This is a genomic window from Bacteroidota bacterium, from assembly GCA_019637975.1.
GTDB lineage: Bacteria > Bacteroidota > Ignavibacteria > UBA10030 > UBA6906 > CAADGV01.
In genome coordinates this window covers 142,241-163,772 of the sequence record JAHBUR010000006.1, presented here as the reverse complement: position 1 = coordinate 163,772, position 21,532 = coordinate 142,241, and the positions used below count along the sequence as shown (strand labels likewise).

Genomic DNA, 21,532 nt, shown 5'->3' with positions numbered 1-21,532 from the left:
AGAATGTTGGGACGACCATGAGAATCCAACCGGACATCGATCCGAGACCAATCCTTACAATTCAATACACGGTAGGCATCCCTGCAAATCCTTGATATTTCATGAGTTAGAGCATCGTCAATTTGTGCCGGACACTCGAAGACATCCAGCGGTGTGTCACGCTGATCCCAAATCCATTTGGCTTCATAGGAGTAGATGGGATTGACGCCGGGAGGAAGGGCGTCAAACTTGAGTTCGACAATGGGCAGAACCTGCACGTCGTCGCCGTTTCCGAGCATAGCAACCGTAAATTCTCGTCCCGGCAGAAAATCTTCGACAAGTGCAGGCTCGTTGTACGTGTCGAGTATGATCTTGACTTCGTTGGCAAGTTCGTCGGGGTTGCGAACAACGCACGAGTTGTATATCCCTTTACTCGACCCCTCGTGCAGCGGCTTAACGATAGCCGGAAACTTCAGCCGCACATCCTCGAACTGTCCCATGGAACTGATGACGGTGAAGCCTGCTGTCGGGATTTTGTGATAGGAGAGAATCTCTTTTGCCCGAGCTTTGTCGAGACAAATCCCCAACGTCAAAGGGTCTGAACCCAGATACGGTATCCGTAACATCTCAAGCATCGCCGGTATCTGGGCTTCGCGGGAAACTCCGTGCAGCCCCTCGGCGATGTTGAATACAAAATCGGGCCGTACCGTAATCAGTTTGGAATACGCTTGCTCGTTTGCCTCGATCATTGTCACTTTGTATCGCTCGGCAATTGCATCACGGACGGCGTTCACGGTTTCTTCCGTGTCCCATTCGGCGTACATATCTTTTTCTTTATGACGCTTGCGAAGGTCGAGCGCGGAATCGGAAGGAGATGTGTTTGGAGAAGAGAGTTGCTGGCCGTCGTCATCGTGTGAGAGATGAGAGAGTGCTTCCGCTTTCAAATTGTAGATGAGTGCCACTGTCATCGGGCTGTGCGAAAGCTTTTCATGTACAGGTTCCAGAAACTCTCCTTAAGAAGTTGAACAACAATTACTTGTGAGTAATATAAACAAATCTGCAACGTTGTCAAGGAAAAACTGCATTTTCTGAAAAATTTCTCATGCCAACTGACAAGATGCGTCTTGACATTCATTCGCAAAAAAATCTTCTGGTGCGAACGATTTCTCTTGACATGATTTGAAAAAAGTTAGATAGAGGATTCGTCATGCATTACGCGACGCGCATGAGAGCGAACGCATCACGATGAAGCGAGAGAAGATGTTCTTTGATGGGTTGATGTTCGGGTAGTTTAAGTTGAGGATCACGCTCGATGATTGCGAACGCGTCACGCCGTGCTTCGTCAAGCAGTTGAGAATCGGCAAGTATATCCGCAACCTTGAACTCGGGCAAACCACTTTGACGCGTACCGAAGAAATCACCGGGACCGCGTAACTGCAAATCGACTTCCGCAATCTTGAACCCGTCATGCGTTTGCACCATCGTTGCAAGTCGGCGTTCCGCGAGGCGCTGCTCGTCAAGAGATTCCTGCCATTGAACCGGATCACCCTTGAGCCGGTTTGCTATTGCAGCAATCCATTTCTTTGAAAGAAGAATGCAATACGATTGTTCGCTTCCTCTTCCCACGCGTCCGCGCAGTTGATGCAGTTGTGAGAGTCCGAACCGTTCTGCATTCTCAATCACCATCATCGAAGCATTCGGCACATCAATACCGACTTCAATCACCGTCGTTGCGACGAGGATATCGAGTTCACGATTCTTGAATTGCCGCATCACGCCATCCTTCTCTTCACTCGAAAGTCTGCCGTGCAGCAAACCGAGGCGAAGGTCGGGAAACACCTTCGCCTGCAATTCTTCACAATGAACCGTCGCCGCTTTGAGATCGACTTTTTCCGATTCCTCAATCAGCGGATAGACGAAATACGCCTGCCTTCCCTGACGAATCTGCTCGCGCACGAACGTGAAGACGGACTGTTTCTCTTCTTCATAATGGAGAACTGTTTTAATAGGTTTCCGATCTTTCGGTAATTCATTGATTACTGAAACGTCAAGGTCGCCATAAAGCGTCAATGAAAGTGTGCGGGGAATTGGTGTTGCGGTCATCACAAGCACATCGGGATTTCTCCCTTTCTTCTGCAAAGATTGCCGTTGCAGAACTCCGAACCGATGTTGTTCGTCAATTACAACATAGCCGAGATTGGCAAATTCCACATCCCTCTCAAACAATGCGTGAGTACCGACAACAATCTGCGCTGTGCCACGTCCGACATCATCAAGAATGTCGCGGCGTAGCTTCGTTCTCTGCGCACCGACAAGCAGCCGCACGTTGACATCTATTCCTTGCAGCAATGATGCCATGGTCTTGTAGTGCTGCTCGGCAAGAATTTCCGTCGGCGCCATAAACACGGATTGATAGCCGTTCTCCACAGCAATCAACATGGAAACAAGTGCAACAACCGTTTTTCCGCTTCCGACGTCTCCTTGCAGTAGCCGGTTCATTGGCTTCGGCGATTCCATGTCCGACGTGATTTCCTTGATAACACGGATTTGTGCTTGTGTGAGTTTGAAGGGAAGAGAGTCCACAAGCTGCCGCGCCAGTTTGCTGTGTATGTTGAACGCTATGCCGTGCGTGTCGGTTTTCACGCCCTGCCGTTTGAGGGCTAATTTTATTTGAAAGTAGAAGAATTCCTCATATTTCAAGCGACGAAGACTTTCCGACAAGGTGGATGTCGCCTGCGGGAAGTGGACATTCTGCAGTGCGGTGCCGAGCGGAAGCAGACGTTGCAGTTCGAGAAGAGATCGTGGCAGAGTTTCATCGATTCGATCAACGTATTGGCGAATTGTGTTGCCGATGATGCGGCGGAATCCGCTGCTATCCAACCCAACCCGTTCAAGTTCCTTACCCGAGGGGTAGAGCGGAACGAGCCCGCCTGTGTTGAGCGTCTTCGTCCAATCAATCGGCTCATCCTTTTCTTCGAGCAGCGGTTTCTCAGCAATCTTGTCAATGTCGGGATGAACGAATTGGAGGTTGCCGCCGAATGCCGTCGGCTGGCCTGAAACAGCCAGCACTTCACCGATAGCGAATCGAGTCTTCCAATAGTTCACGCCGCCGAACCAGACACATTGCATTGTCCCTGTTGCGTCACCGAGAATCAGGACAAACCTCGCCTTCTTCCCCACACCCATCACACGAAAGGAACGGATGTCGCCAACGACAGTATAGTCCTTCTTGACATTAAGCGATTCCTCTTCACGATTCACCGGCCTGAAGTATGTTTGGCGAAGTTGTGCAATCGTAACGACGGAAGTCCGGTCGAGATATCGACGCGGGACGTAGAAGAGGAGATCGTGAACGGTAGAAACGCCGAATTTTTTCAGTACGTCGGCACGACGCTCGCCGATACCTTTGACGTATTGGACAGGTTGTGAAAGAATCGAGGGTGGATTCATGATACAAAAGGTATGAGGAAGGCCAGATTATTGCAACAAACGCGGGCTACTGTCTCCTCGTCCAGTACTTGTACAACGGAAGAGAGATCAACAACAACCCGATCCCGATCATTGCATCCCGTGTCTCGTTCACCGCAACATTCCAGAGGAACCAGAGCGTCACGGCAACGAACGCCAGCGTTGCATACGGATAACCCCATGCTTTGTACGGACGGTCGGCGTCGGGCATCTTTCTTCTCAACACAATCACCGCAAGAGCAGAGAGTGCGTAAAATCCCCACGACGTGAAGACGACGAAATTCGTGATTTGATCGAACGTGCCGCTGAATGTGAGAATCATCCCCCACACGCCGAGAGTGAGGATTGCGACGTACGGACTATGATAGCGGGGATGAACCTTGCCGAAGACATGCGGGAACACTCCGTCCTTTCCACCGGCGTAGAGTGTGCGCGGGCCCGCAAGCAGTTGGCCGTTGGTTGCGCCGAATGTTGACGCCATGATACCGAGAATGATCAGCGATGCACCGATAGGGCCGAGCACAATTGCGGCAACATCCGCAGCGATGCGTGGTGAACCGGACATTTGCGGAACGGGAACGATGTATGCAAAGGCAAGATTTGCAGCAAGATACACACCGATCACGATCAGCGTACCGGCAATGAGAGAGATAGGAAGATCACGTTTGGGATTGCGAAACTCGCCCGAGTTCAGCGTAACAGTCAGCCAGCCGTCGTACGCCCACAGCGCCGAGGTAAGCGCGAGTCCGAATGCCGAGAGATAATTCCAGGACATTTCTTCCGGCCACCAGGGGAGGAAGTTCGAACTGCTTCCCTTTCCAGATAACGCAACAGCGAACGTCAGCCCGACAAGGGCGAAGACTTTTGCCGCCGTGAAGATGTTCATCACCCAGCCTCCGAACTGTACGCCCCGAATATTGATGATGGTGACCAGAGCGATGAGACAAAGCGCGACAATCTGATTCCAGCCGACAACAAACGGCATCGGCTGATCGAATAGCATCCATTGTGTTCTCAAGAAGGCGTGTTCGGGACTCAGAGCAGGGAAGAAATGCCCGGCGTACGTCGTAAAGGCGATCGAGATGGCAGCAACCGAACCCGCCTTGTTGATGAAGAAATCATTCCAACTGAACAGAAAGCCCCACACCTTCCCGAAGCTCTCGCGCAAATACACATACGGCCCGCCTGTTTGCGGAAGAACCGCGCTGAGTTCTGCAATCGACAACGCTCCAAAAAGTGAGAGGAGACCCGCAACAATCCATACTAAAAGGATTGGGCCGGTAGCTTCAAGGTAGCCCGCAATCACGGCAGGCTTGAGGAAAATACCGGAGCCGATAATGCAGCCGACGTGAATGGCGATCCCTTCTCGAAGTCCGAGGGCGCGGAGGAGTTGGGGTTTTTCGGGTGAGTTGCTCATGTAAGAGTGTGTGAGGGGTGGGAGAGTGAGAGTGTGTGATTCCCGGTTACACTTTCCATTGCTCTGGAGGTTGCATCATGCGAACCAGCTTTCCTTCGATATGGTCGTGTGCGGTGTAGAGCTTCTCGACTTGTTCTTCTCTGACATATTTGCAGGCTACTGAAAAATCGAGCCATACTTGAGTCTCGGCCGCTTCACCGTCGGCATCGGAGAGCTTGTGAACGAAAGCTGCCGGATAGAGTCGCTTCCGAAAACCTTCAGCGGTATTCGCACACACCGACCGGGAGGAACGACGGATCTGATCGACAAGAGAATAAGTCTCTTCCTTGGGGAATCTCTTTGTCATTTCAAAGATTTCCATTGCCGACTCGAATGCCATCCGATAAACATCAAGATCCTTATGCGTCTGAATCCTGTTCTTCATTTCGACCTCCTTTGACAAGCTGTAGTTGTTTGATTTAGGTCGGACACACAACTCACACACTCACACCTTCTCACACACTCACACCTTCTCACACACTCACACCTTCTCACACTCTCACACTCTCAACCTTCTTCCCCACAAATCTCATAATGAGAATGAGAATGATTGTTCCGGCAGCAATCGAGATCCAGGGAGATACGCCGTATGCTGTCGGGATATCACCAACCAACATGCCAACGACTGCGGCAAGAACGGCATACGGAAGCTGCGTGCGTACGTGGTCAATATGATCACACGCTGAAGCCATCGAGCTCAGGATTGTTGTGTCGGAAATGGGCGAACAATGATCGCCGAACACGGCTCCCGCCAGCACCGAACTGATGACACCGTGCAGAATGATGATCTGATCCGTACCCGGGAGGCCTGCATCAATACTCAACGTGCTGCCCAACGGTATCACCAGCGGCATCATAATAGCCATCGTTCCCCAACTCGTGCCTGTTGAAAAACTAATAAGCGCTGCGATCAAAAATACAAGCACCGGAAGCCAATGGGGCGCTATCGTTCCCCGAAGAATCTGAACGAGGTAGCCGGCAGTATGCAGTTCTTCAGTAACAGACCCGATGGACCAGGCAAGAATGAGAATCAGCATGGCAAGAAGCATGGACTTTATTCCGTTGGACCAGGCGTCAATTGCCTCACCGAGTTTCATAATCCGTTGCGAGACTGACAGGAAGATTGCCACGAAACAACCTGCAAGCGATGCCCACAAGAGTGCCGAGTATGAGTCCGACTTGCTGATGATTTCCCCGATACCGTATGATGTCTTTCCGTCCACCGCTAACGCTGCAGTGCCCGTTGTATACAGTCCGTACAGCCCGACAATCAATACTGCAAGAATCGGCAGGAACCCGTTATACCATCGTGCCGGAGTATCGTCGGAAGCAACAAATGTGGCAGACTCGGTCAGATCGGTAGCGGGATGCGAGTCATCCCGTATGACTTTGCCCGACGTTCTGGCCCTGCGTTCGGCCGTAAGCATCGGCCCGAAATCTCTCCCCATGAAACCGACAAGAAACACGAGGACAAGTGTGAAGATCGGATAGAATCTGAAGGGAATTGTTTGCAGAAACACGGCATACGCGTCTTCTGACGAGTTGATCATCTTCAACCCCTGCTCGATGAGGCCGACTTCGTATCCGATCCAGGTGGAGATAATCATGATGCTGGCCACCGTTGCCGCGCCGGCATCCACGATAAACGAAAGCTTTTCACGCGAAATTCTGAGCTTGTCGGTAATCGGCCGCATGAGGTTGCCCCGGATGAGGCAGTTCGCGTAGTCATCAAAGAAAATGACAAATGCCATGAACAACGTTGCGAGTTGACCGCCCCGGGCATTCCGGGCATAGCGGGTAATCACATTGGCAATGCCCACCGTTCCGCCATTTTTGGAAATCACCCCCACCATCCCTCCGAACAACATGCTGAAGACGATGATTTGCACGTGACTGGGTTCAGACAGTGCTTTCACGACGAAATGATCCACAACCCGGAAGGCCGCACCGATGACGTTGAAGTCGTAAATAAAGACCGCGCCCAAGTAGATCCCGGCAAACAGCGAGATCACAACCTGTCGCAACGCCAGCGCGAGAACAATCGCAATGAGAGGAGGCAGGATACTCAGGAAACCCGGAACGGCTCTGAGTGCTGCCTCTGCCTTGATGTTTTGAGTGGACACCGAAATCGTATGCCGTCCGGATACGGCAATTGTCACATCTTCCACCACCAGCTTTCCTTCGGAGAAGGTGATATCTGTTTCTTTGTCGGAACCGAAGGTTGGAACAACTCCGTGAAGTTGTGCCGGTTCGTTGAACCCGGCGTACACATTTCCTGCCGGGTCCTTGGCAATCACCTCAAGAGTGAAGCCGACACCGGTCAGAACAACTGACGGCGTCTTGATTTCGAACGTTACGGGCAACGAATCCGGTTCGGCAACAAGTAACGTCCCCGGGAAGAGAACAAGGGCGAAAAGAGAGAGAACTCTGGTCAAGCACGCTCCTGTTTATGGGTGATGAATAGTATGCGGAAGGTCGTCGTCAAGATAGAGGCTTTTTGCGTCACTCGCAAGCCTTGAATCGCCGCTGCGTTTTCGTTATCTTCATAAACCAATTTTACCGATCAAGGGGAGCATTTGAAGAAGATTTCCGAACTGCTGTACAAACTCAAAGCCTGGGTTGAAGGCTTTGCCGCGAAGCCGTATGCAACGTGGGCGCTTTTCATCATTGCATTCGTCGAATCGTCGTTCTTCCCCATTCCTCCCGATGTGTTGTTGATTGCGTTGGGCGTTGCACAGCCGAAGAGAGCTTTTTGGTATGCTCTCATCTGCACGCTCGGATCTGTGTCGGGGGCGTTTCTCGGATACTATATCGGCTATGCCTTCTTCGAAACAATCGGATCAAGAATAGTCGACTTCTACGGCTTTCATGACAAGTTTCAATCCGTCTTGGGTTACTACCGAGATAATGCTTGGACTGCAATAATCTTTGCGGGTTTCACCCCCATTCCCTACAAGGTGTTTACAATAGCCGCGGGGTTCAATCAGACGATTGATTTGGTGACACTCGCTTTGGCTTCCCTTGTGGGCCGAGCTTCAAGGTTCTTGGCGGTTGGCTGCGCATTGTACTTCTTCGGTCCGAAAATGAAAGAGTATCTCGACAAGTATCTTGAGCGCCTAACTCTGGCACTCGGAATCTTGTTCATACTCGGCATTCTTACGGTGAAGTACATCTTGTAGATATTTTAATGATCGTTTCATTTGCCGGATGTCTTTTCTGATAAAATTTCCATAGTTGCTGACCTTTTCTAAAGGATGTTCATGTCGCGGGCAACCGCTTCTTTCGCTATCATCGTCTTGGTTCTTCTTCACGGAATCTCTCCTGCATTTCTTGAGGGAGAAGGCGCCGGCCAACAGCCGCAACTGCAATATTTGGATCTTCAGGAATACATTCTCACAAATGCCTGGCAGCCGGTCAAGCCTGCCGTTGATCCGGAACACGATCGGGGAGTTTCTCTCTGTCAGAAAACCGATGATTCTCTTTCACTGCTGAGGCGTTACCATCCGCCTGTATTCTCGCCGAACGTCAGCCCACTTTCTTCCCATCTCGTCTATACTCAAACAACCAGCTCGCATCTGTAGCGACCTGTCTGCAGTTCGTTCACTACACGCTCTCGTGTCCGCAGATATACCTCTGTGATGACGCGAGTCGTGCATCTATCCATTCTCTCAACGAACATGGAAGGTTAACAGCATGCATCAAGAACAGAGTAAGCAGGAAAAGGCCCAACCGGGCTGGAAAGTTGCAGCGGGCATTTTTGGATTCATCATCGGGTTGACGGCCTTATTGCTTGTGTTGAAGCAGCTTCTGGACTAATCAGACGGATCCGGGCCGGAGCCCCTCTTCTGTCAATGGACGGAAGAGGGGCTTGTTTTTTTCACCTCTCAAGATGAGATTTTTGTAGAAAGAATTGCAGAAATTGGCTATATTTGGTTCGAATTTCTGGTCAACCAAAGCCCGCTCCGGTCGGCTTCAATCCCCTTTCATAATTCTCCGAGTCATCGAAAACGTGCAGCTACTGCTCAAGATCGATTTTGTACGTCAATAAATAACATCAATAACCGTTAAACTGAAGGAGTACCCTCTCTATGGAAATGCTTACCCAGCTATCACCCGTTGTGGGCGCAGTCGGGTTGCTCGTCGCATTCGGCATCTACTTCTCGTTGAAGCGACAATCTGCCGGAAGCGAACTCATGCAGGATATTGCCGCCCAGATTCACGTCGGCGCAATGGCCTTCCTCAAGCGTGAGTACGTAGTTCTCGCATTCTTCATCACCGTTGTTGCGTTGTTGCTCGGGTTCTTTCTCCAGCCGGCAACAGCCGTTGCATTTGTCAGCGGCGCCCTCTGTTCAATTCTGGCAGGCTTTTTTGGAATGCAGGCTGCAACCAAAGCGAATGTGCGGACTGCGCAGGCGGCAAAGGAACACGGACAGGGCAAGGCTCTGCTGACGGCGTTCAACGGCGGTGCCGTCATGGGTGTGAGCGTTGCGAGCCTCGGACTTATCGGCGTCGGGATTTTCTTCATGATGTATGGAAGTCCTGAAACGGCCAACATTATCAACGGATTTGCGATGGGCGCCAGCTCCATTGCGTTGTTTGCCCGTGTCGGAGGCGGCATTTACACAAAGGCTGCCGACGTCGGTGCCGATTTGGTCGGAAAAGTTGAAGCCAACATCCCCGAAGATGACCCGCGCAATCCGGGCGTTATCGCGGACAATGTGGGGGATAATGTGGGAGATGTGGCGGGAATGGGCGCAGATATCTTCGAATCGTACGTCGGCTCGATGGTTGCAACCATTGCTATCGGAGCGACTCTTCTTCCGGAAGGGCTCGCACAACTCAAGGCTCACGCCGACGTTGCAGATGCAAGCATCAAGGGCATCCTCATGGCAATGCCGATTGTTCTTGCGGTTATCGGCTTGATCGCTTCATTCATCGGTATCGGATCGATGAAGATTCTGAAACAGTTCTCCCCCGCAGCAGCCCTGCGCTATTCCACATTCATCGCAGCAGGATTGTTTCTCGCCGGAGCGTATGGTCTCGTCAGCACTTATGACGTAAGCAACAACGTATTTTGGGCGGTGTTTTTCGGAACGTTTGCTGGAATTGCGATTGGACTGATCACCGAGTTCTACACATCAATGGGACCCATCAGGCGCATCACTGAGGCAAGCAAAACGGGTTCTGCAACCAATATCATCAGCGGCCTGGCGGTCGGGTTGGAATCAACCGCCCTGCCGGTACTCGCCATCTGTCTCGCAATCTTCATTTCAAATGATGTTGCCGGATTGTACGGCATTGGCATTGCGGCTGTTGGAATGCTCGCGACAGTCGGCATAACAATGTCAGTTGACGCCTACGGCCCCATTGCTGATAATGCGGGCGGTATCTCGGAAATGTCAGGATTGGGCCCCGACGTTCGCAAGATTACTGATGGACTTGACGCTCTCGGAAACACAACCGCTGCAATCGGGAAGGGGTTTGCCATCGGTTCTGCAGCTTTGACGGCACTGGCATTGTTTGCAGCGTACTCGCAGGCTGTATCCGCATCCATCGGAACAAAGCTGTCGGAAATGCTTGCCGCGGGAATTGAACCGATCGGCGAATGGAAGCGCTACGCTACACTGATCGGCGAGGGCGAAACACCGCTGCAGATTATCGTAACAAATCCCGCCGTCGTGATTGGTCTCTTCATTGGCGGCGTGTTACCGTTCTTCATTGGAGCGCTTACCATGACGTCAGTCGGACGCGCCGCGAGTAAAATGGTTGATGAGATCCGTCGTCAGTTCAGGGAAATTCCGGGCCTGCTCGAGGGAAAGCCCGGCGTAAAGCCTGATGCGGCCCGTTGCGTCGATATTTCAACCACAGCTGCTTTGCGGGAAATGGTACTGCCCGGCATTACAGCTGTTCTTGCTCCTGTTATCGTTGGATTCTTGCTCGGACCTGCCGCACTCGGTGGAATGTTGGCTGGAGCAACTGTCGCGGGGGTTTTGCTCGCTCTCATGATGGCAAACGCAGGCGGTGCATGGGACAATGCCAAAAAAGCTATTGAAAAGGGAGAAGTTGAAGGGGAGAAGAAAGGAACGGATGCTCACAAAGCCGCCGTTGTCGGCGATACGGTTGGAGATCCGTTCAAGGATACTTCCGGCCCGGCAATGAACATCTTGATCAAGCTTATGTCCGTTGTTTCACTCGTGATTGCGCCGCTGCTGGTGTGACCTTCATCTGATGCGAATGAAAAATCCCGCTCAACTAACCGGTTGGGCGGGATTTCCTTTCTTGATACACTCCACAACTTCTCAATACACCTCCCCCTTGGCCCCCCTCGTCATCAAATCGTATGTTGATTGCCTTGGGTCTTTCCCTTCGAACAGCATCTTATGTACTTCCGCACAAATGGGAACTTCAACACCGACTTTCTGTGCAAGCGCATTTGCCGACTTCGTCGTCTCGACACCTTCTGCAACCATCACCATCTCCTTCAGAATGTCATCAAGCTTTCTCCCCTTCCCAATCTCGACCCCGACGTGTCGGTTGCGGCTGTGCCGGCTCATGCACGTCACCATCAGATCACCGATTCCTGAGAGTCCGGCAAATGTCTGGACATGCGCGCCCAATGCAACGCCAATGCGGGTGATTTCTGCAATTCCCCGGGTCATCAAGGCTGCCTTTGTGTTGTCACCGAGTTTTGCTCCATCCACGATACCGGCTGCTATAGCTATCACGTTCTTGAGCGAGCCGCCAAGCTCGACGCCTTTGAGGTCGGTGCTTGCGTAGACTCTGAATGTGGGCGTCATGAACGTCTTCTGTACAAGCTTTGCGGTTTCCACACTCTCGGATGCGGCAACGACCGTGGTCGGGATCTGCCTGCTCACTTCTTCGGCGTGGCTCGGACCGGAAAGCGTGGAGATATTGGCCGGCTGAACTCCGGGCAATATGTCCTGTAACACACGGGACATCGTCATCAGCGAACCGACTTCTATTCCTTTCGCGACATTGACAAAAATCAGTTTGTCAAAAGGTATATTGTGCAGTCGCTGCACAACACTGCGAACAAATTGCGAAGGCACGGCCGTCACGATCATCTCACAGCCTTCTACTGCACGATCCAGATCGCTTGTTGCTTCAATACCTTGGGGGATGGAAATCCCGGGAAGGAACGAGGGGTTTTCGCGTTTCGAAAGAATATCGTCTGTGTATTCTTCCTTATGCGACCACAGTGCAACATGATGGTCGTTGCTGGCAAGGATGATGGAGAGGGCTGTTCCCCAACTACCGGCTCCGAGGACGGTAATACGCATGACGCGGGACTACTGAACTTGTGAACGAAGAAAAAGGGGAACTCATGCGTTCCCCGGAAGAAGTGACAACTCTCAACGACGGTTGAAAACAGGTATCCGGGCGATTCTGTTTTCCGTACCCCTCAGCAACCGCTGCACGTTCGAGCGATGCGTGTAGATAATGAGCAGGGAAACACCTATGCTGAACCATATGAGTGTATGATACCCCTGAATATCAACCATGAATACATTCTCGCGCAAGAACATGGTAACGGGAAATGTCGTTGCGGCGGTCAACGAACCCAGCGATACATAATGAGAAATCAGAAAAACAATCATAAATACGCCAAGCGATACGGCAACTTCAACGGGGGCAACCCCGATCAACATGCCGCCGGCGGTAGCGATACCCTTGCCCCCCTTGAATCCGGCGAACAGAGTCCAAATATGTCCGAGCATGGCAACACAACCGGCGATAATCTGAACAACCGTAAAATCATCGAACGGCGGATTGCTTGCAAACGGAAGAACGAACAGGAGTCGCGAAACAACCATTGTGGCAAAGAGCCCCTTGGCCATATCACAGACGATCACAAACACACCGGTTTTCCAACCCAGTACGCGGATGACGTTGGTACCTCCCGCATTGCCGCTGCCATGCTGGCGGATGTCGATGCCTTTGCGTGATTTTGCAACGATAATTGCCGTCGGAATCGAGCCGACGAGATAGCTCAAGATTGCAATTATTGTAATGGGAATCATTCAGAATTTAGAGTTGTAAAAAAAGGTGTTAGAATATAGACAATGCTCTGCCGAGTTGCAATAGGAGATCCAGCGATAAGAAATTCATCATTACAGAAGGAATTCCGCAAATTTCAGATCACCCTTTGTGGTGATCTTGATATTATCAGGATCACCCGGAACTACTTTGACGGGAATCTTCAGCCGCTCGACCAACGAAGACTCATCGGTGCCCAGAAAGGCGTTCCGTTGGGCAGCAAGATGCGCCCGCATCAGAATTTTGTACCGGAAACCTTGCGGCGTTTGGACGGCCCAAAGTCTGCTCCGGTCAAGAGTCTTCTTATAGAAACCATCAGTTTCAACCTTGATGGTATCCTTGACAGGCACGCCAACAACTGCCGCTTTGTATTTCCGACTTGCGTCGATGACATTGGTAATCACGTCACGCGACACCAAAGGCCTGACGGCATCGTGAACAAGAACAATATCCGGCTCTTCAACGAACGCAAGCAATCCGTTGCGAACCGAAAACTGTCGCTCGGTTCCCCCAACAACAACATGAGACACCTTCTTGAACCGGGCATTCGTCACAAGTCTCTCTGCCACCATCACCTGATTATCAGGAACAACCACAACAATCTCGTCGATAAGAGGATGGAAGTCAAACACCCGGACGGAATGATACAGAACGGGCTTTCCCGCGAGAAGCATGAACTGTTTGGGGATATCACTTCCCATGCGACGGCCGCTTCCTCCGGCCGGAATCACAACCCCGACTCTAAGAGTCTTTCTTCTTGCCATAGTAGTCGATCGAGAAGTTGAATTCCGGAAATTCCTTCGGCAGTTTCATGATACTGAATACCATCACGCCTATGGAGATGCGGTCAATCCAGGACGATAGCGGCCATCCAAAATGGAATGTGATATGTTTGTGCGGCAGTTCGTACTTGAACACATACAACAATTCCTCAATACTATCGTACAGAGTCTGTCCGCTTTGCACAAACCGGAAATGGTTTGGAGCAACGCGGGGGGGGACTCCTGCCCGTGGTGAGTAGAAACTGATATACGCCACTGATGGATCGGGCGTCCCGCCTTCCTCCAGGGGTCTTTTGAAATACACGTCAATCTTGTCGCCCGGCGCCTCTGCGAGATGGAGAATCATTTCCATGGGAGTATCGGTTTCCTCGATGACTTTCTTCTCGGGAGGCCGCTTCTTTGCAACAAACAATCCGACTACTAAAAAGAACACTGTTGCTCCTGCCCACAATCCTACACCGTAGGGTCTTGTGAACGCGAGATATGCAAAACAACTCGCCAGGATAACGAACAGGATAAGCGTGCCGAATCGGGACGTATTGTATTCACGAATCTCCTTCGTCCCCTTGAAATAGCGGTAGAAGAGCAGACTTCCCATATTAATAACGAAACTGGCAACAAGTGAGAGAGCGTACATTTCAGCCAGAGTCTTCTGCTCACCCTCTGTAATCAGGATGATGACGGAAAAGAAGATTGCGCTTAGAACGTGAATCCGGTAGAGCGATTGTCGCCTGTTTGTCTTGATGATCCAATGGAAATCGTAACGATGCGCCACACGCTCCATCAATTCACTTGACGCGACAAAAGCCGTATTCACGGCCATGACGAGGGCAATGCTCGCAATAACGCCAACGAGAACGCCGAACGGTATGCCGTTGATGGCAGCGGCGTATTGGGTAATGAGGTCCGTTTCATGAACTGCAGGATCAAGCCCTGAAGTCAGGACAAGCGAGGAAAGCAGTGGCGTAAAAATTCCTGTGGTTATGGCAAGAAAGATGTATGCCTTACTGATCTCTTTCCAGCTTTTCACGAGACCCGCAATCTGCACAACGGACTCTATTCCGGAATAGGCAAGAATACAACCCGAAATGCTGATAATGATAAACGCAAACCCTCCAAGAACGCCGACTTCACCAATCTCAAAAAAAGAGGTCGAGTAACTCTGACCGATCCTCTGCCAGGATTCGGGAGTTGATTCGTACAGCCCTGAGGCGAGCAGGCTGAGTAATACAACGGCCACAATGGAAAACAGTCCGAAGGTGAAACGGGCATTCTCCTTAATGCCGAGAATGTTCAGTCCCGCTATTCCCCACACAATTGCAAACTTGAAAACCATTTTCTGTGTGTGGGAGAATTCCATAAATGTCAGTCCGTTTTCCACCGCGCTGACAGTAGAGATGCTGGCAGTCAGAACATAGACGACGAGAATTGATGCAACAGCAATGAAGGAAAGCGTGGGTCCAAGAACAAGGTATGAGAACGAATAGACGCCGCCACCGCGAATGTTGTGGTGTTCGAGAATCTCAGCAATTTCAACCATGCGTGTAGAAAGAAACCGCATGAGTATGGAGGTAATTGCGAGAAACGCAATGGCGTAGGTTCCGATAAACCGGAATGCTTCGCTGGGTGCATAAAAGATTGACGTCAACTCGTCCATCAACGTGATGACGGCAATCGAGAGCCACGTCAGCCACCAGCGGCCATTGCTGAAGTAGGAAAGGAGACCTTTCTTACGGGAGAGGTAGACGAACGTCGCAATGACAGAGATGTTCAGAACAGCGAGAATCAGGTATTTCATCGCCAAAACATATCGGGGTTCAGTTTCAATGGGAATGCAGGCATCTCACTCAAACCGTTTCAAGCTGTCAATATCGTTGTGCCGACCGATAAGGATGAGCGCGCTGTCGGGGCCAAGTACCACATCGGGCAGCGGGTTGAGCGTCATCGTATCCTTCAACACGTCCTTGATCGCTATCACCGTCACGCCGTATTTTTCGCGAATGCGAAGAGCACGCAGGGACTTGCCGACAAATGCATCAGGAAGAGCCACTTCAACAATGCTGTATTCGGGAGCGAGGGGAATCTGCTCAATGAGTGTGGGAATGGTCAACCGCCGAGCAAGCCGTAATGCTGATTCCTTTTCCGGGTAAATGATTTCCGTGGCTCCAACGGACAAAAACACATGACCGCGCAACTCGTTCATCGACTTTACAATAATGTTTTGGAGACCAATGTTCTTAAGATGCACGATTGCCATCACCGTTGCTTCCATGTAGCGTTCGCCCATGCCAAGAATTGCTGCATCGAAACTTTCATTCACAAATTCAGAAAGCGCGTCCCTGTCCATAGCGTCTGCAACAATGGCGTCCGTAACGTGATCCTTGATGTCTTCCACAAGACCTTTATCAGAATCAATCGCCAGCACCTGATGCCCCTGCTTTGCCATCTCGACAGCAAGACTGTATCCAAAAGTGCCCAGGCCGATAACGACAAACTGTTTCATTGTTTCTCCTTTACTTCAACCGACCATCATGTTTCCCGTGGGATAGGAAAAGCTTTTTGGCTCGGATTTGCCAATCAGAGAGTATCCTATCGCCAGCGGCCCAACACGGCCGATGAGCATCGTAATTATGATAAGAATTTTTCCCGTGACGCTGAGGGAGGAGGTAATTCCTGTCGAGAGACCAACAGTACCCAGTGCTGAAGCCGCCTCAAACAATATCTGCAGAACCGAAAACTCTTCGGAGAAGGATAAACAGAAGACGAGCAACGACAAATACAACGTCGCCAATATGCCAATTCCCAATGCTTTGTTCACTGTTGATGCTTCTATCGTTCTGCGAAATGCCGTGACGTCCTTATTACTACTGAGAACACTTCTGATGAACAAGAAGATAATGCCGAGTGAAGTTGTCTTGATACCACCGCCCGTACTTCCGGGAGAGGCCCCAACAAACATAAGAATAATGATGAAGACGAGACTCAGAGGATGAAGCAGGCCGATATCAACCGTGTTGAACCCTGTTGTCGTTGAAGCAGAGAGCGCCTGAAATGAAGCGGAGAGAACGGAACCCCCTTCGGTAACAAACAGAACAACAGTGCCGCCGACCATCAACACCAGTGAAACCAAAAGAACCAGCTTGCTGTGATCCGAGAGTTTCAACGGATGCTGACGTCGTATGGCACGACGGAGAAGATTCGCAATATCGTACAAAACAAAAAAACCGATGCCGCCAGCTATCGTGACAACTGCGATAATCAAATTTGCAGAAGCGTTGCCGACATTTGCCGTAAAGCTGTCGGCATACAAGGAAAACCCGGCCGTACAAAACGCGGACACCGAGTGGAAGACCGCCGAGTACACTGCTTCTCCAAAGGAAACTCTTTGAATAAAAACCAGACTCAGGCCGGCAGCCCCCAATATTTCAAAGAATGCAGTGAAGACAATGACTGTTTTGATGAATCTCTTGATCTCAATAGTTCTTGGCCTTGCAATGGACTCGGAGAACAACATCCTTCCGGTGATGGTTAACCTTGCGCCCAAACCTAAAGTAACCAAGGCAATAAAAATCATGTAGCCTAATCCACCGACCTGAAACAGCAGGAGGATTACAACCTGGCCGAAAACTGAATAGTTGCTGCCCGTATCTACTGTGGCAAGGCCGGTCGTGCTAACGGCAGAAGTGGCTGTAAAGAGCGCATCAAGAAATGAAATTCGTTGTCCCTCTGCCGCGGACAGTGGCAGTTGCAGAAGAACTGCCCCGGTCAAGATGAGAATGACAAAGCCTGCAAACAGAGCTTGAATTGGTGTGAGGGTCTTCTTCACTGCATTCAAGGGATGGTCACAGAATTAGCATTGCATCGCCGTAGCTGTAGAATCGCATCCCTTCTTTGATGGCGCGCTTGTATGACTTCATGATGAAGTCACGACCGGCAAAAGCGGACACCAGCATCAGCAACGTCGATTCGGGCATATGGAAATTCGTAATCAGGCGGTCCGTCACTTTCAATTCATACGGGGGAAATATGAACTTGTCCGTCCAACCGCGGTTGCTTTTCAAATGCCCGTCAGTGGTAACGCTGGACTCAATCGCCCTGCATGTGCTTGTTCCCGCAACGAAAACATTGCCCCTGCTGTCGATGCACTTGTTGACAATCTGGGCAGTTTCCTCGGAAATTTCGTAGTACTCCGAATCCATCTTATGCTTCGTCAAATCTTCCACCTCGACCGGGCGAAACGACCCCAACCCGACGTGAAGCACAACAGGTACAACATGAACGCCTTTCTTTTTCAGGGCTGCGATCACCCGCTTCGAGAAGTGTAAACCGGCCGTCGGTGCAGCAACAGCCCCCGTAACCCGTGCAAAAATCGTCTGGTACATCTCCTTGTCTTTTTCCGTGGGGTCGCGTTTGATATAGTATGGCAGCGGCATGCGTCCGATCCGTTCAATGATCTTGAACAAATCACCTTCCGCATTGAATCGTACTGTTCGTCCGCGTGAAGTCGTGTTGTCAATAACTTCGCAGTACAGTTTTCCTTCATCGAAGAAAATCTTGTTGCCGATACGAACTTTGCGGGCAGGATCAACGATTACATCCCAGATATTCTCATTCTTGTTCAGCTCACGCAACAGGAACACCTCGATCCGGGCATTGGTTTTCTCCTTGCGACCGAACAAGCGGGCAGGAAATACCCTTGTTTCATTCACAATCAAACAGTCACCCTTTTTGAAATACTGTGTGATTTTGTGAAACTTGTCATGAACCTGTATTGACTCGTCGGCGCGGTTCAACACCATGAGCCGTGATTCATCCCTCGGGTTTGCCGGATATTTGGCAATGAGATTTCTGGGAAGAGGATAACGAAAATCCGAAAGTTTCATCTCTGTAGTTCTTTCCTTCTTGTCCATAGATACTCTCCTCTGCCATCACAACAGAGGAGAGTGTGAATAGTCTTCGTCAGCTTAGCGCTTCTTCCGGCGCTTTGCGGCGGCTTTCCGCGGCGTGAAGTAACGAGACTTCAGCACCCTGACTGTCTTGACTTTGTTTTCCGCCAACGCTGCACGTGCAGCAGCAAGTCGTGCAATTGGCACGCGGAACGGCGAGCAACTCACATAGTTCAGTCCAATCATGTGACAGAACTCCACGCTCGAGGGATCGCCTCCGTGTTCGCCGCAAATGCCGATTTTCAGCGTCGGGCGAACACCGCGGCCTTTTTCCACCGCCATCTGCATCAGCGTGCCGACGCCCTTCCGGTCGATAACCTCGAATGGGTCTTTCTCGTAGACTTCCATTTCTACATACGGGATGAGGAAGCGCCCGGCATCATCGCGACTGACGCCAAGCGTCGTTTGCGTGAGATCGTTCGTGCCGAAGCTGAAGAATTCGGCAACGGTTGCAACCTCATCGGCTGTAATGGCGCCGCGGGGAATTTCGATCATCGTGCCGACAAGGTAGTTCAGCTTCACGCCCTTCTCTTTCATCACTTCGCCGGCAACTTGACGCACAATCTTCTCCTGGTGAGCAAGCTCTTTCACATTGCCGACAAGGGGAATCATGATTTCCGGTTCGACTTTGATGCCTCGCTGCTGGATATTTGCCGCCGCCTCGAAAATGGCGCGGGATTGCATTTCCGTAATCTCGGGGAAGATGAGTCCCAACCGGCAACCACGGAAGCCGAGCATCGGGTTGAACTCGTGCAGGCTTGCGACGCGTTGATGAACTTTCTCGTAGCTGATGCCCATCTGCTGCGCAAGCGCCCGCTGTGCAGATTCTTCGTGCGGAACGAATTCATGCAACGGCGGATCAATCGTACGAATCGTGACTGGACGGCCGTTCATCGCTTCAAAAATCCCCTCGAAATCCTCACGCTGGAGAGGGAGAAGTTTCGCAAGCGCAACCTTGCGTTGCTCAACACTATCGGCGAGAATCATCTCACGCATCGGGCCAATCTTTCCCTCACCGAAGAACATGTGTTCCGTGCGGCACAATCCGATACCTTCGGCACCGAACGCCACGGCGTTGTGCGATTGATCGGGCTGATCGGCGTTGGTGCGCACCTTCAAGCGACGGTATTTATCCGCCCACGTCATAATCCTCTTATACTCTTGATAGATGGGGGCATCTTTCGGATCGAGGGTCTTGTCGATCAACACCTGTAAAACCTCCGACGGTTTTGTTGCAACCTTTCCTTCCAACACTTCGCCGGTTGTGCCGTCAAGCGAAATCCAATCGCCTTCCTTGATCACTTTCCCGTTCACAGACATCGTGTGTGTCGTGTAGTCGATGTTCAACGAAGAGCATCCGGCCACACACACTTTGCCCATTTGTCGCGCAACAAGCGCCGCATGCGATGTCATGCCGCCGCGTGCCGTGAGAATGCCTTCCGCTGCGTCCATTCCTTTGATGTCTTCGGGAGAGGTTTCGATGCGCGTGAGGATTACCGACTCGCCGCGTTTCTTCCATTCTTCAGCATCGGGTGCATTGAACACGACGCGTCCGGTTGCTGCGCCGGGACCGGCGTTCAGCCCCTTCGCCAGGAGTCGCCCGTTGGAGATTGCGGCATTCTTCTCATGCAGATCAAATACAGGCCGCAACAGTTGATTCAACTGATCAGGCTCGATCCGTTGCAATGCTTCACGATCCGAAATCAACCGTTCCTTCACCATATCTACCGCAATTTTGATAGCCGCAAACGCCGTCCGTTTTCCGACACGGCACTGGAGCATGTACAGCTTGCCTTGTTGAATGGTGAATTCAATATCCATCATATCACGATAGTGTTTCTCCAGCTTCTTCCGGATGGCATCGAGTTGTTTGTAGATTTTCGGATTCGCCTTTTCGAGTTCGGAAATTGGAAGAGGAGTTCGCGTACCCGCCACAACATCCTCGCCTTGGGCATTCATCAGATACTCGCCGTAGAACACATTCGTCCCTGTGGCGGCATCGCGAGTAAACGCAACGCCGGTTCCCGAATCCTCGCCCATGTTCCCGAATACCATCGACTGGATGTTGACGGCCGTTCCCCACGATTCCGGAATGTCGTACATCTTCCGGTAGGCGATCGCCCGCTCGTTGTTCCATGACCCGAACACGGCACCGATAGCTCCCCACAACTGCGCCATCGGGTTCTGCGGAAAGTCATGTCCGGTTTTCTCCTTGATTGCCGTTTTGAACAATCCGACGAGTTCTTTCATGTCGTCGGCATTCAGGTCGGTATCAAGATGCACGTTCTTCGATTTCTTTTTCTCTTCAATGATCAGTTCGAACGGATCAATTTCATCTTTATGAACGGGCTTCAGGCCGAGCACAACATCGCCGTACATCTGCACAAAGCGGCGGTAGGAGTCGTAGACGAAGCGAGGGTTGTTTGTCTTCTTCACTAAACCCTCAGCGACGGCATCGTTCATACCCAGGTTGAGAATGGTATCCATCATACCGGGCATCGATGCTCGAGCACCGGATCGCACGGAAAGCAACAGCGGGTTCTTTACATTCCCGAGTTCCGCACCCATCATCTTTTCAACTTTCTTCAGAGACCCTGTTACTTCTGCTTTCAGTGTTTTGGGGTATGATCTCTTGTTTGCATAGTAGTAGGTGCAGACTTCCGTTGAGATTGTGAACCCAGCCGGAACGGGCAATCCGATATTTGTCATCTCGGCCAGATTTGCGCCTTTCCCTCCCAGGAGACCTTTCATTTCAGCTTTGCCTTCGGCTTTACCATTGCCGAACACGTAAACATATTTCTTCATTGTCTATTTTCCTTTGGTGAATGTATGGTACATCAATA

At 51.1% G+C, this 21,532-nt stretch carries 15 protein-coding genes and 1 pseudogene; 3 read left to right on the top strand and 13 right to left on the bottom strand.

Annotated features, from left to right (window positions below; translation table 11 throughout):
• The 5 genes and pseudogenes from KF749_04900 to KF749_04880 all read right to left on the bottom strand — a co-directional run.
• Window positions 1-947: D-alanine--D-alanine ligase (locus KF749_04900; GenBank protein MBX2990493.1), on the bottom strand; the 947-nt coding region annotated here is incomplete at its 3' end.
• Between the two features lie 237 nt (window positions 948-1,184).
• Window positions 1,185-3,429, bottom strand: a pseudogene (recG, locus tag KF749_04895) (ATP-dependent DNA helicase RecG).
• A 46-nt stretch (window positions 3,430-3,475) separates the two neighbouring features.
• Window positions 3,476-4,864 carry an amino acid permease gene (locus tag KF749_04890; protein ID MBX2990492.1) on the bottom strand — a complete coding sequence of 463 codons (1,389 nt, stop codon included), beginning with the start codon at window positions 4,862-4,864 and terminating at the stop codon, window positions 3,476-3,478.
• Window positions 4,865-4,910: 46 nt separating this feature from the next.
• Window positions 4,911-5,288: a four helix bundle protein gene (locus KF749_04885; GenBank protein MBX2990491.1), complete on the bottom strand. Its 378-nt coding sequence runs from the start codon at window positions 5,286-5,288 to the stop codon at window positions 4,911-4,913.
• 106 nt (window positions 5,289-5,394) lie between these two features.
• On the bottom strand, window positions 5,395-7,338 hold the full coding sequence (locus KF749_04880) for a Na+/H+ antiporter NhaC family protein (protein ID MBX2990490.1): 1,944 nt from the start codon (window positions 7,336-7,338) through the stop codon (window positions 5,395-5,397).
• 141 nt (window positions 7,339-7,479) lie between these two features.
• On the opposite strand from KF749_04880, the gene KF749_04875 reads away from it, so the two are divergent.
• The 3 genes from KF749_04875 to KF749_04865 all read left to right on the top strand — a co-directional run bounded on the left by KF749_04875 (window position 7,480) and on the right by KF749_04865 (window position 11,121).
• Window positions 7,480-8,082, top strand: coding sequence for a DedA family protein (locus KF749_04875; protein ID MBX2990489.1), 603 nt, complete (start codon window positions 7,480-7,482; stop codon window positions 8,080-8,082).
• Between the two features lie 81 nt (window positions 8,083-8,163).
• Window positions 8,164-8,484 (top strand): hypothetical protein, encoded by a 321-nt coding sequence (locus KF749_04870; GenBank protein MBX2990488.1) that lies wholly within the window; start codon window positions 8,164-8,166, stop codon window positions 8,482-8,484.
• A gap of 507 nt (window positions 8,485-8,991) precedes the next feature.
• Window positions 8,992-11,121 (top strand): sodium-translocating pyrophosphatase, encoded by a 2,130-nt coding sequence (locus tag KF749_04865; GenBank protein ID MBX2990487.1) that lies wholly within the window; start codon window positions 8,992-8,994, stop codon window positions 11,119-11,121.
• Window positions 11,122-11,202: 81 nt separating this feature from the next.
• Here KF749_04865 and KF749_04860 read toward each other — a convergent pair whose 3' ends face one another.
• The 8 genes from KF749_04860 to ppdK all read right to left on the bottom strand — a co-directional run bounded on the left by KF749_04860 (window position 11,203) and on the right by ppdK (window position 21,494).
• A complete protein-coding gene (locus tag KF749_04860; protein ID MBX2990486.1) occupies window positions 11,203-12,204 on the bottom strand; it encodes an NAD(P)H-dependent glycerol-3-phosphate dehydrogenase in 1,002 nt (333 codons plus the stop codon).
• 72 nt (window positions 12,205-12,276) lie between these two features.
• Window positions 12,277-12,945 carry a glycerol-3-phosphate 1-O-acyltransferase PlsY gene (gene plsY / locus KF749_04855; GenBank protein ID MBX2990485.1) on the bottom strand — a complete coding sequence of 223 codons (669 nt, stop codon included), beginning with the start codon at window positions 12,943-12,945 and terminating at the stop codon, window positions 12,277-12,279.
• Between the two features lie 90 nt (window positions 12,946-13,035).
• On the bottom strand, window positions 13,036-13,725 hold the full coding sequence (gene ispD / locus KF749_04850) for a 2-C-methyl-D-erythritol 4-phosphate cytidylyltransferase (protein ID MBX2990484.1): 690 nt from the start codon (window positions 13,723-13,725) through the stop codon (window positions 13,036-13,038).
• Window positions 13,703-15,541, bottom strand: a complete 1,839-nt coding sequence (locus KF749_04845; GenBank protein ID MBX2990483.1) for an APC family permease — start codon at window positions 15,539-15,541, stop codon at window positions 13,703-13,705. Before KF749_04845 ends, ispD begins: the two co-directional genes overlap by 23 nt.
• Window positions 15,542-15,586: 45 nt before the next feature.
• Window positions 15,587-16,246 carry a TrkA family potassium uptake protein gene (locus tag KF749_04840; protein MBX2990482.1) on the bottom strand — a complete coding sequence of 220 codons (660 nt, stop codon included), beginning with the start codon at window positions 16,244-16,246 and terminating at the stop codon, window positions 15,587-15,589.
• Window positions 16,247-16,261: 15 nt separating this feature from the next.
• The gene (locus tag KF749_04835; GenBank protein ID MBX2990481.1) at window positions 16,262-17,569 is read right to left on the bottom strand and encodes a hypothetical protein; all 1,308 of its coding nucleotides are present in this window, start codon (window positions 17,567-17,569) and stop codon (window positions 16,262-16,264) included.
• A 16-nt stretch (window positions 17,570-17,585) separates the two neighbouring features.
• Window positions 17,586-18,626, bottom strand: a complete 1,041-nt coding sequence (queA, locus tag KF749_04830; GenBank protein MBX2990480.1) for a tRNA preQ1(34) S-adenosylmethionine ribosyltransferase-isomerase QueA — start codon at window positions 18,624-18,626, stop codon at window positions 17,586-17,588.
• Between the two features lie 81 nt (window positions 18,627-18,707).
• Complete coding sequence (gene ppdK, locus KF749_04825) at window positions 18,708-21,494, bottom strand: pyruvate, phosphate dikinase (protein MBX2990479.1); 2,787 nt, start codon at window positions 21,492-21,494, stop codon at window positions 18,708-18,710.
• Window positions 21,495-21,532 lie beyond the last annotated feature (38 nt).

Excerpts from the sequence above, each read along its gene's own strand:
- ppdK (MBX2990479.1), bottom strand. The coding sequence starts at position 21,494 with ATGAAGAAATATGTTTACGTGTTCGGCAATGGTAAAGCCGAAGGCAAA.
- KF749_04865 (MBX2990487.1), top strand. The coding sequence starts at position 8,992 with ATGGAAATGCTTACCCAGCTATCACCCGTTGTGGGCGCAGTCGGGTTG.
- plsY (MBX2990485.1), bottom strand. The coding sequence starts at position 12,945 with ATGATTCCCATTACAATAATTGCAATCTTGAGCTATCTCGTCGGCTCG.
- KF749_04870 (MBX2990488.1), top strand. The coding sequence starts at position 8,164 with ATGTCGCGGGCAACCGCTTCTTTCGCTATCATCGTCTTGGTTCTTCTT.
- queA (MBX2990480.1), bottom strand. The coding sequence starts at position 18,626 with ATGAAACTTTCGGATTTTCGTTATCCTCTTCCCAGAAATCTCATTGCC.
- KF749_04890 (MBX2990492.1), bottom strand. The coding sequence starts at position 4,864 with ATGAGCAACTCACCCGAAAAACCCCAACTCCTCCGCGCCCTCGGACTT.
- KF749_04885 (MBX2990491.1), bottom strand. The coding sequence starts at position 5,288 with ATGAAGAACAGGATTCAGACGCATAAGGATCTTGATGTTTATCGGATG.
- ispD (MBX2990484.1), bottom strand. The coding sequence starts at position 13,725 with ATGGCAAGAAGAAAGACTCTTAGAGTCGGGGTTGTGATTCCGGCCGGA.
- KF749_04860 (MBX2990486.1), bottom strand. The coding sequence starts at position 12,204 with ATGCGTATTACCGTCCTCGGAGCCGGTAGTTGGGGAACAGCCCTCTCC.
- KF749_04840 (MBX2990482.1), bottom strand. The coding sequence starts at position 16,246 with ATGAAACAGTTTGTCGTTATCGGCCTGGGCACTTTTGGATACAGTCTT.
- KF749_04845 (MBX2990483.1), bottom strand. The coding sequence starts at position 15,541 with ATGAAATACCTGATTCTCGCTGTTCTGAACATCTCTGTCATTGCGACG.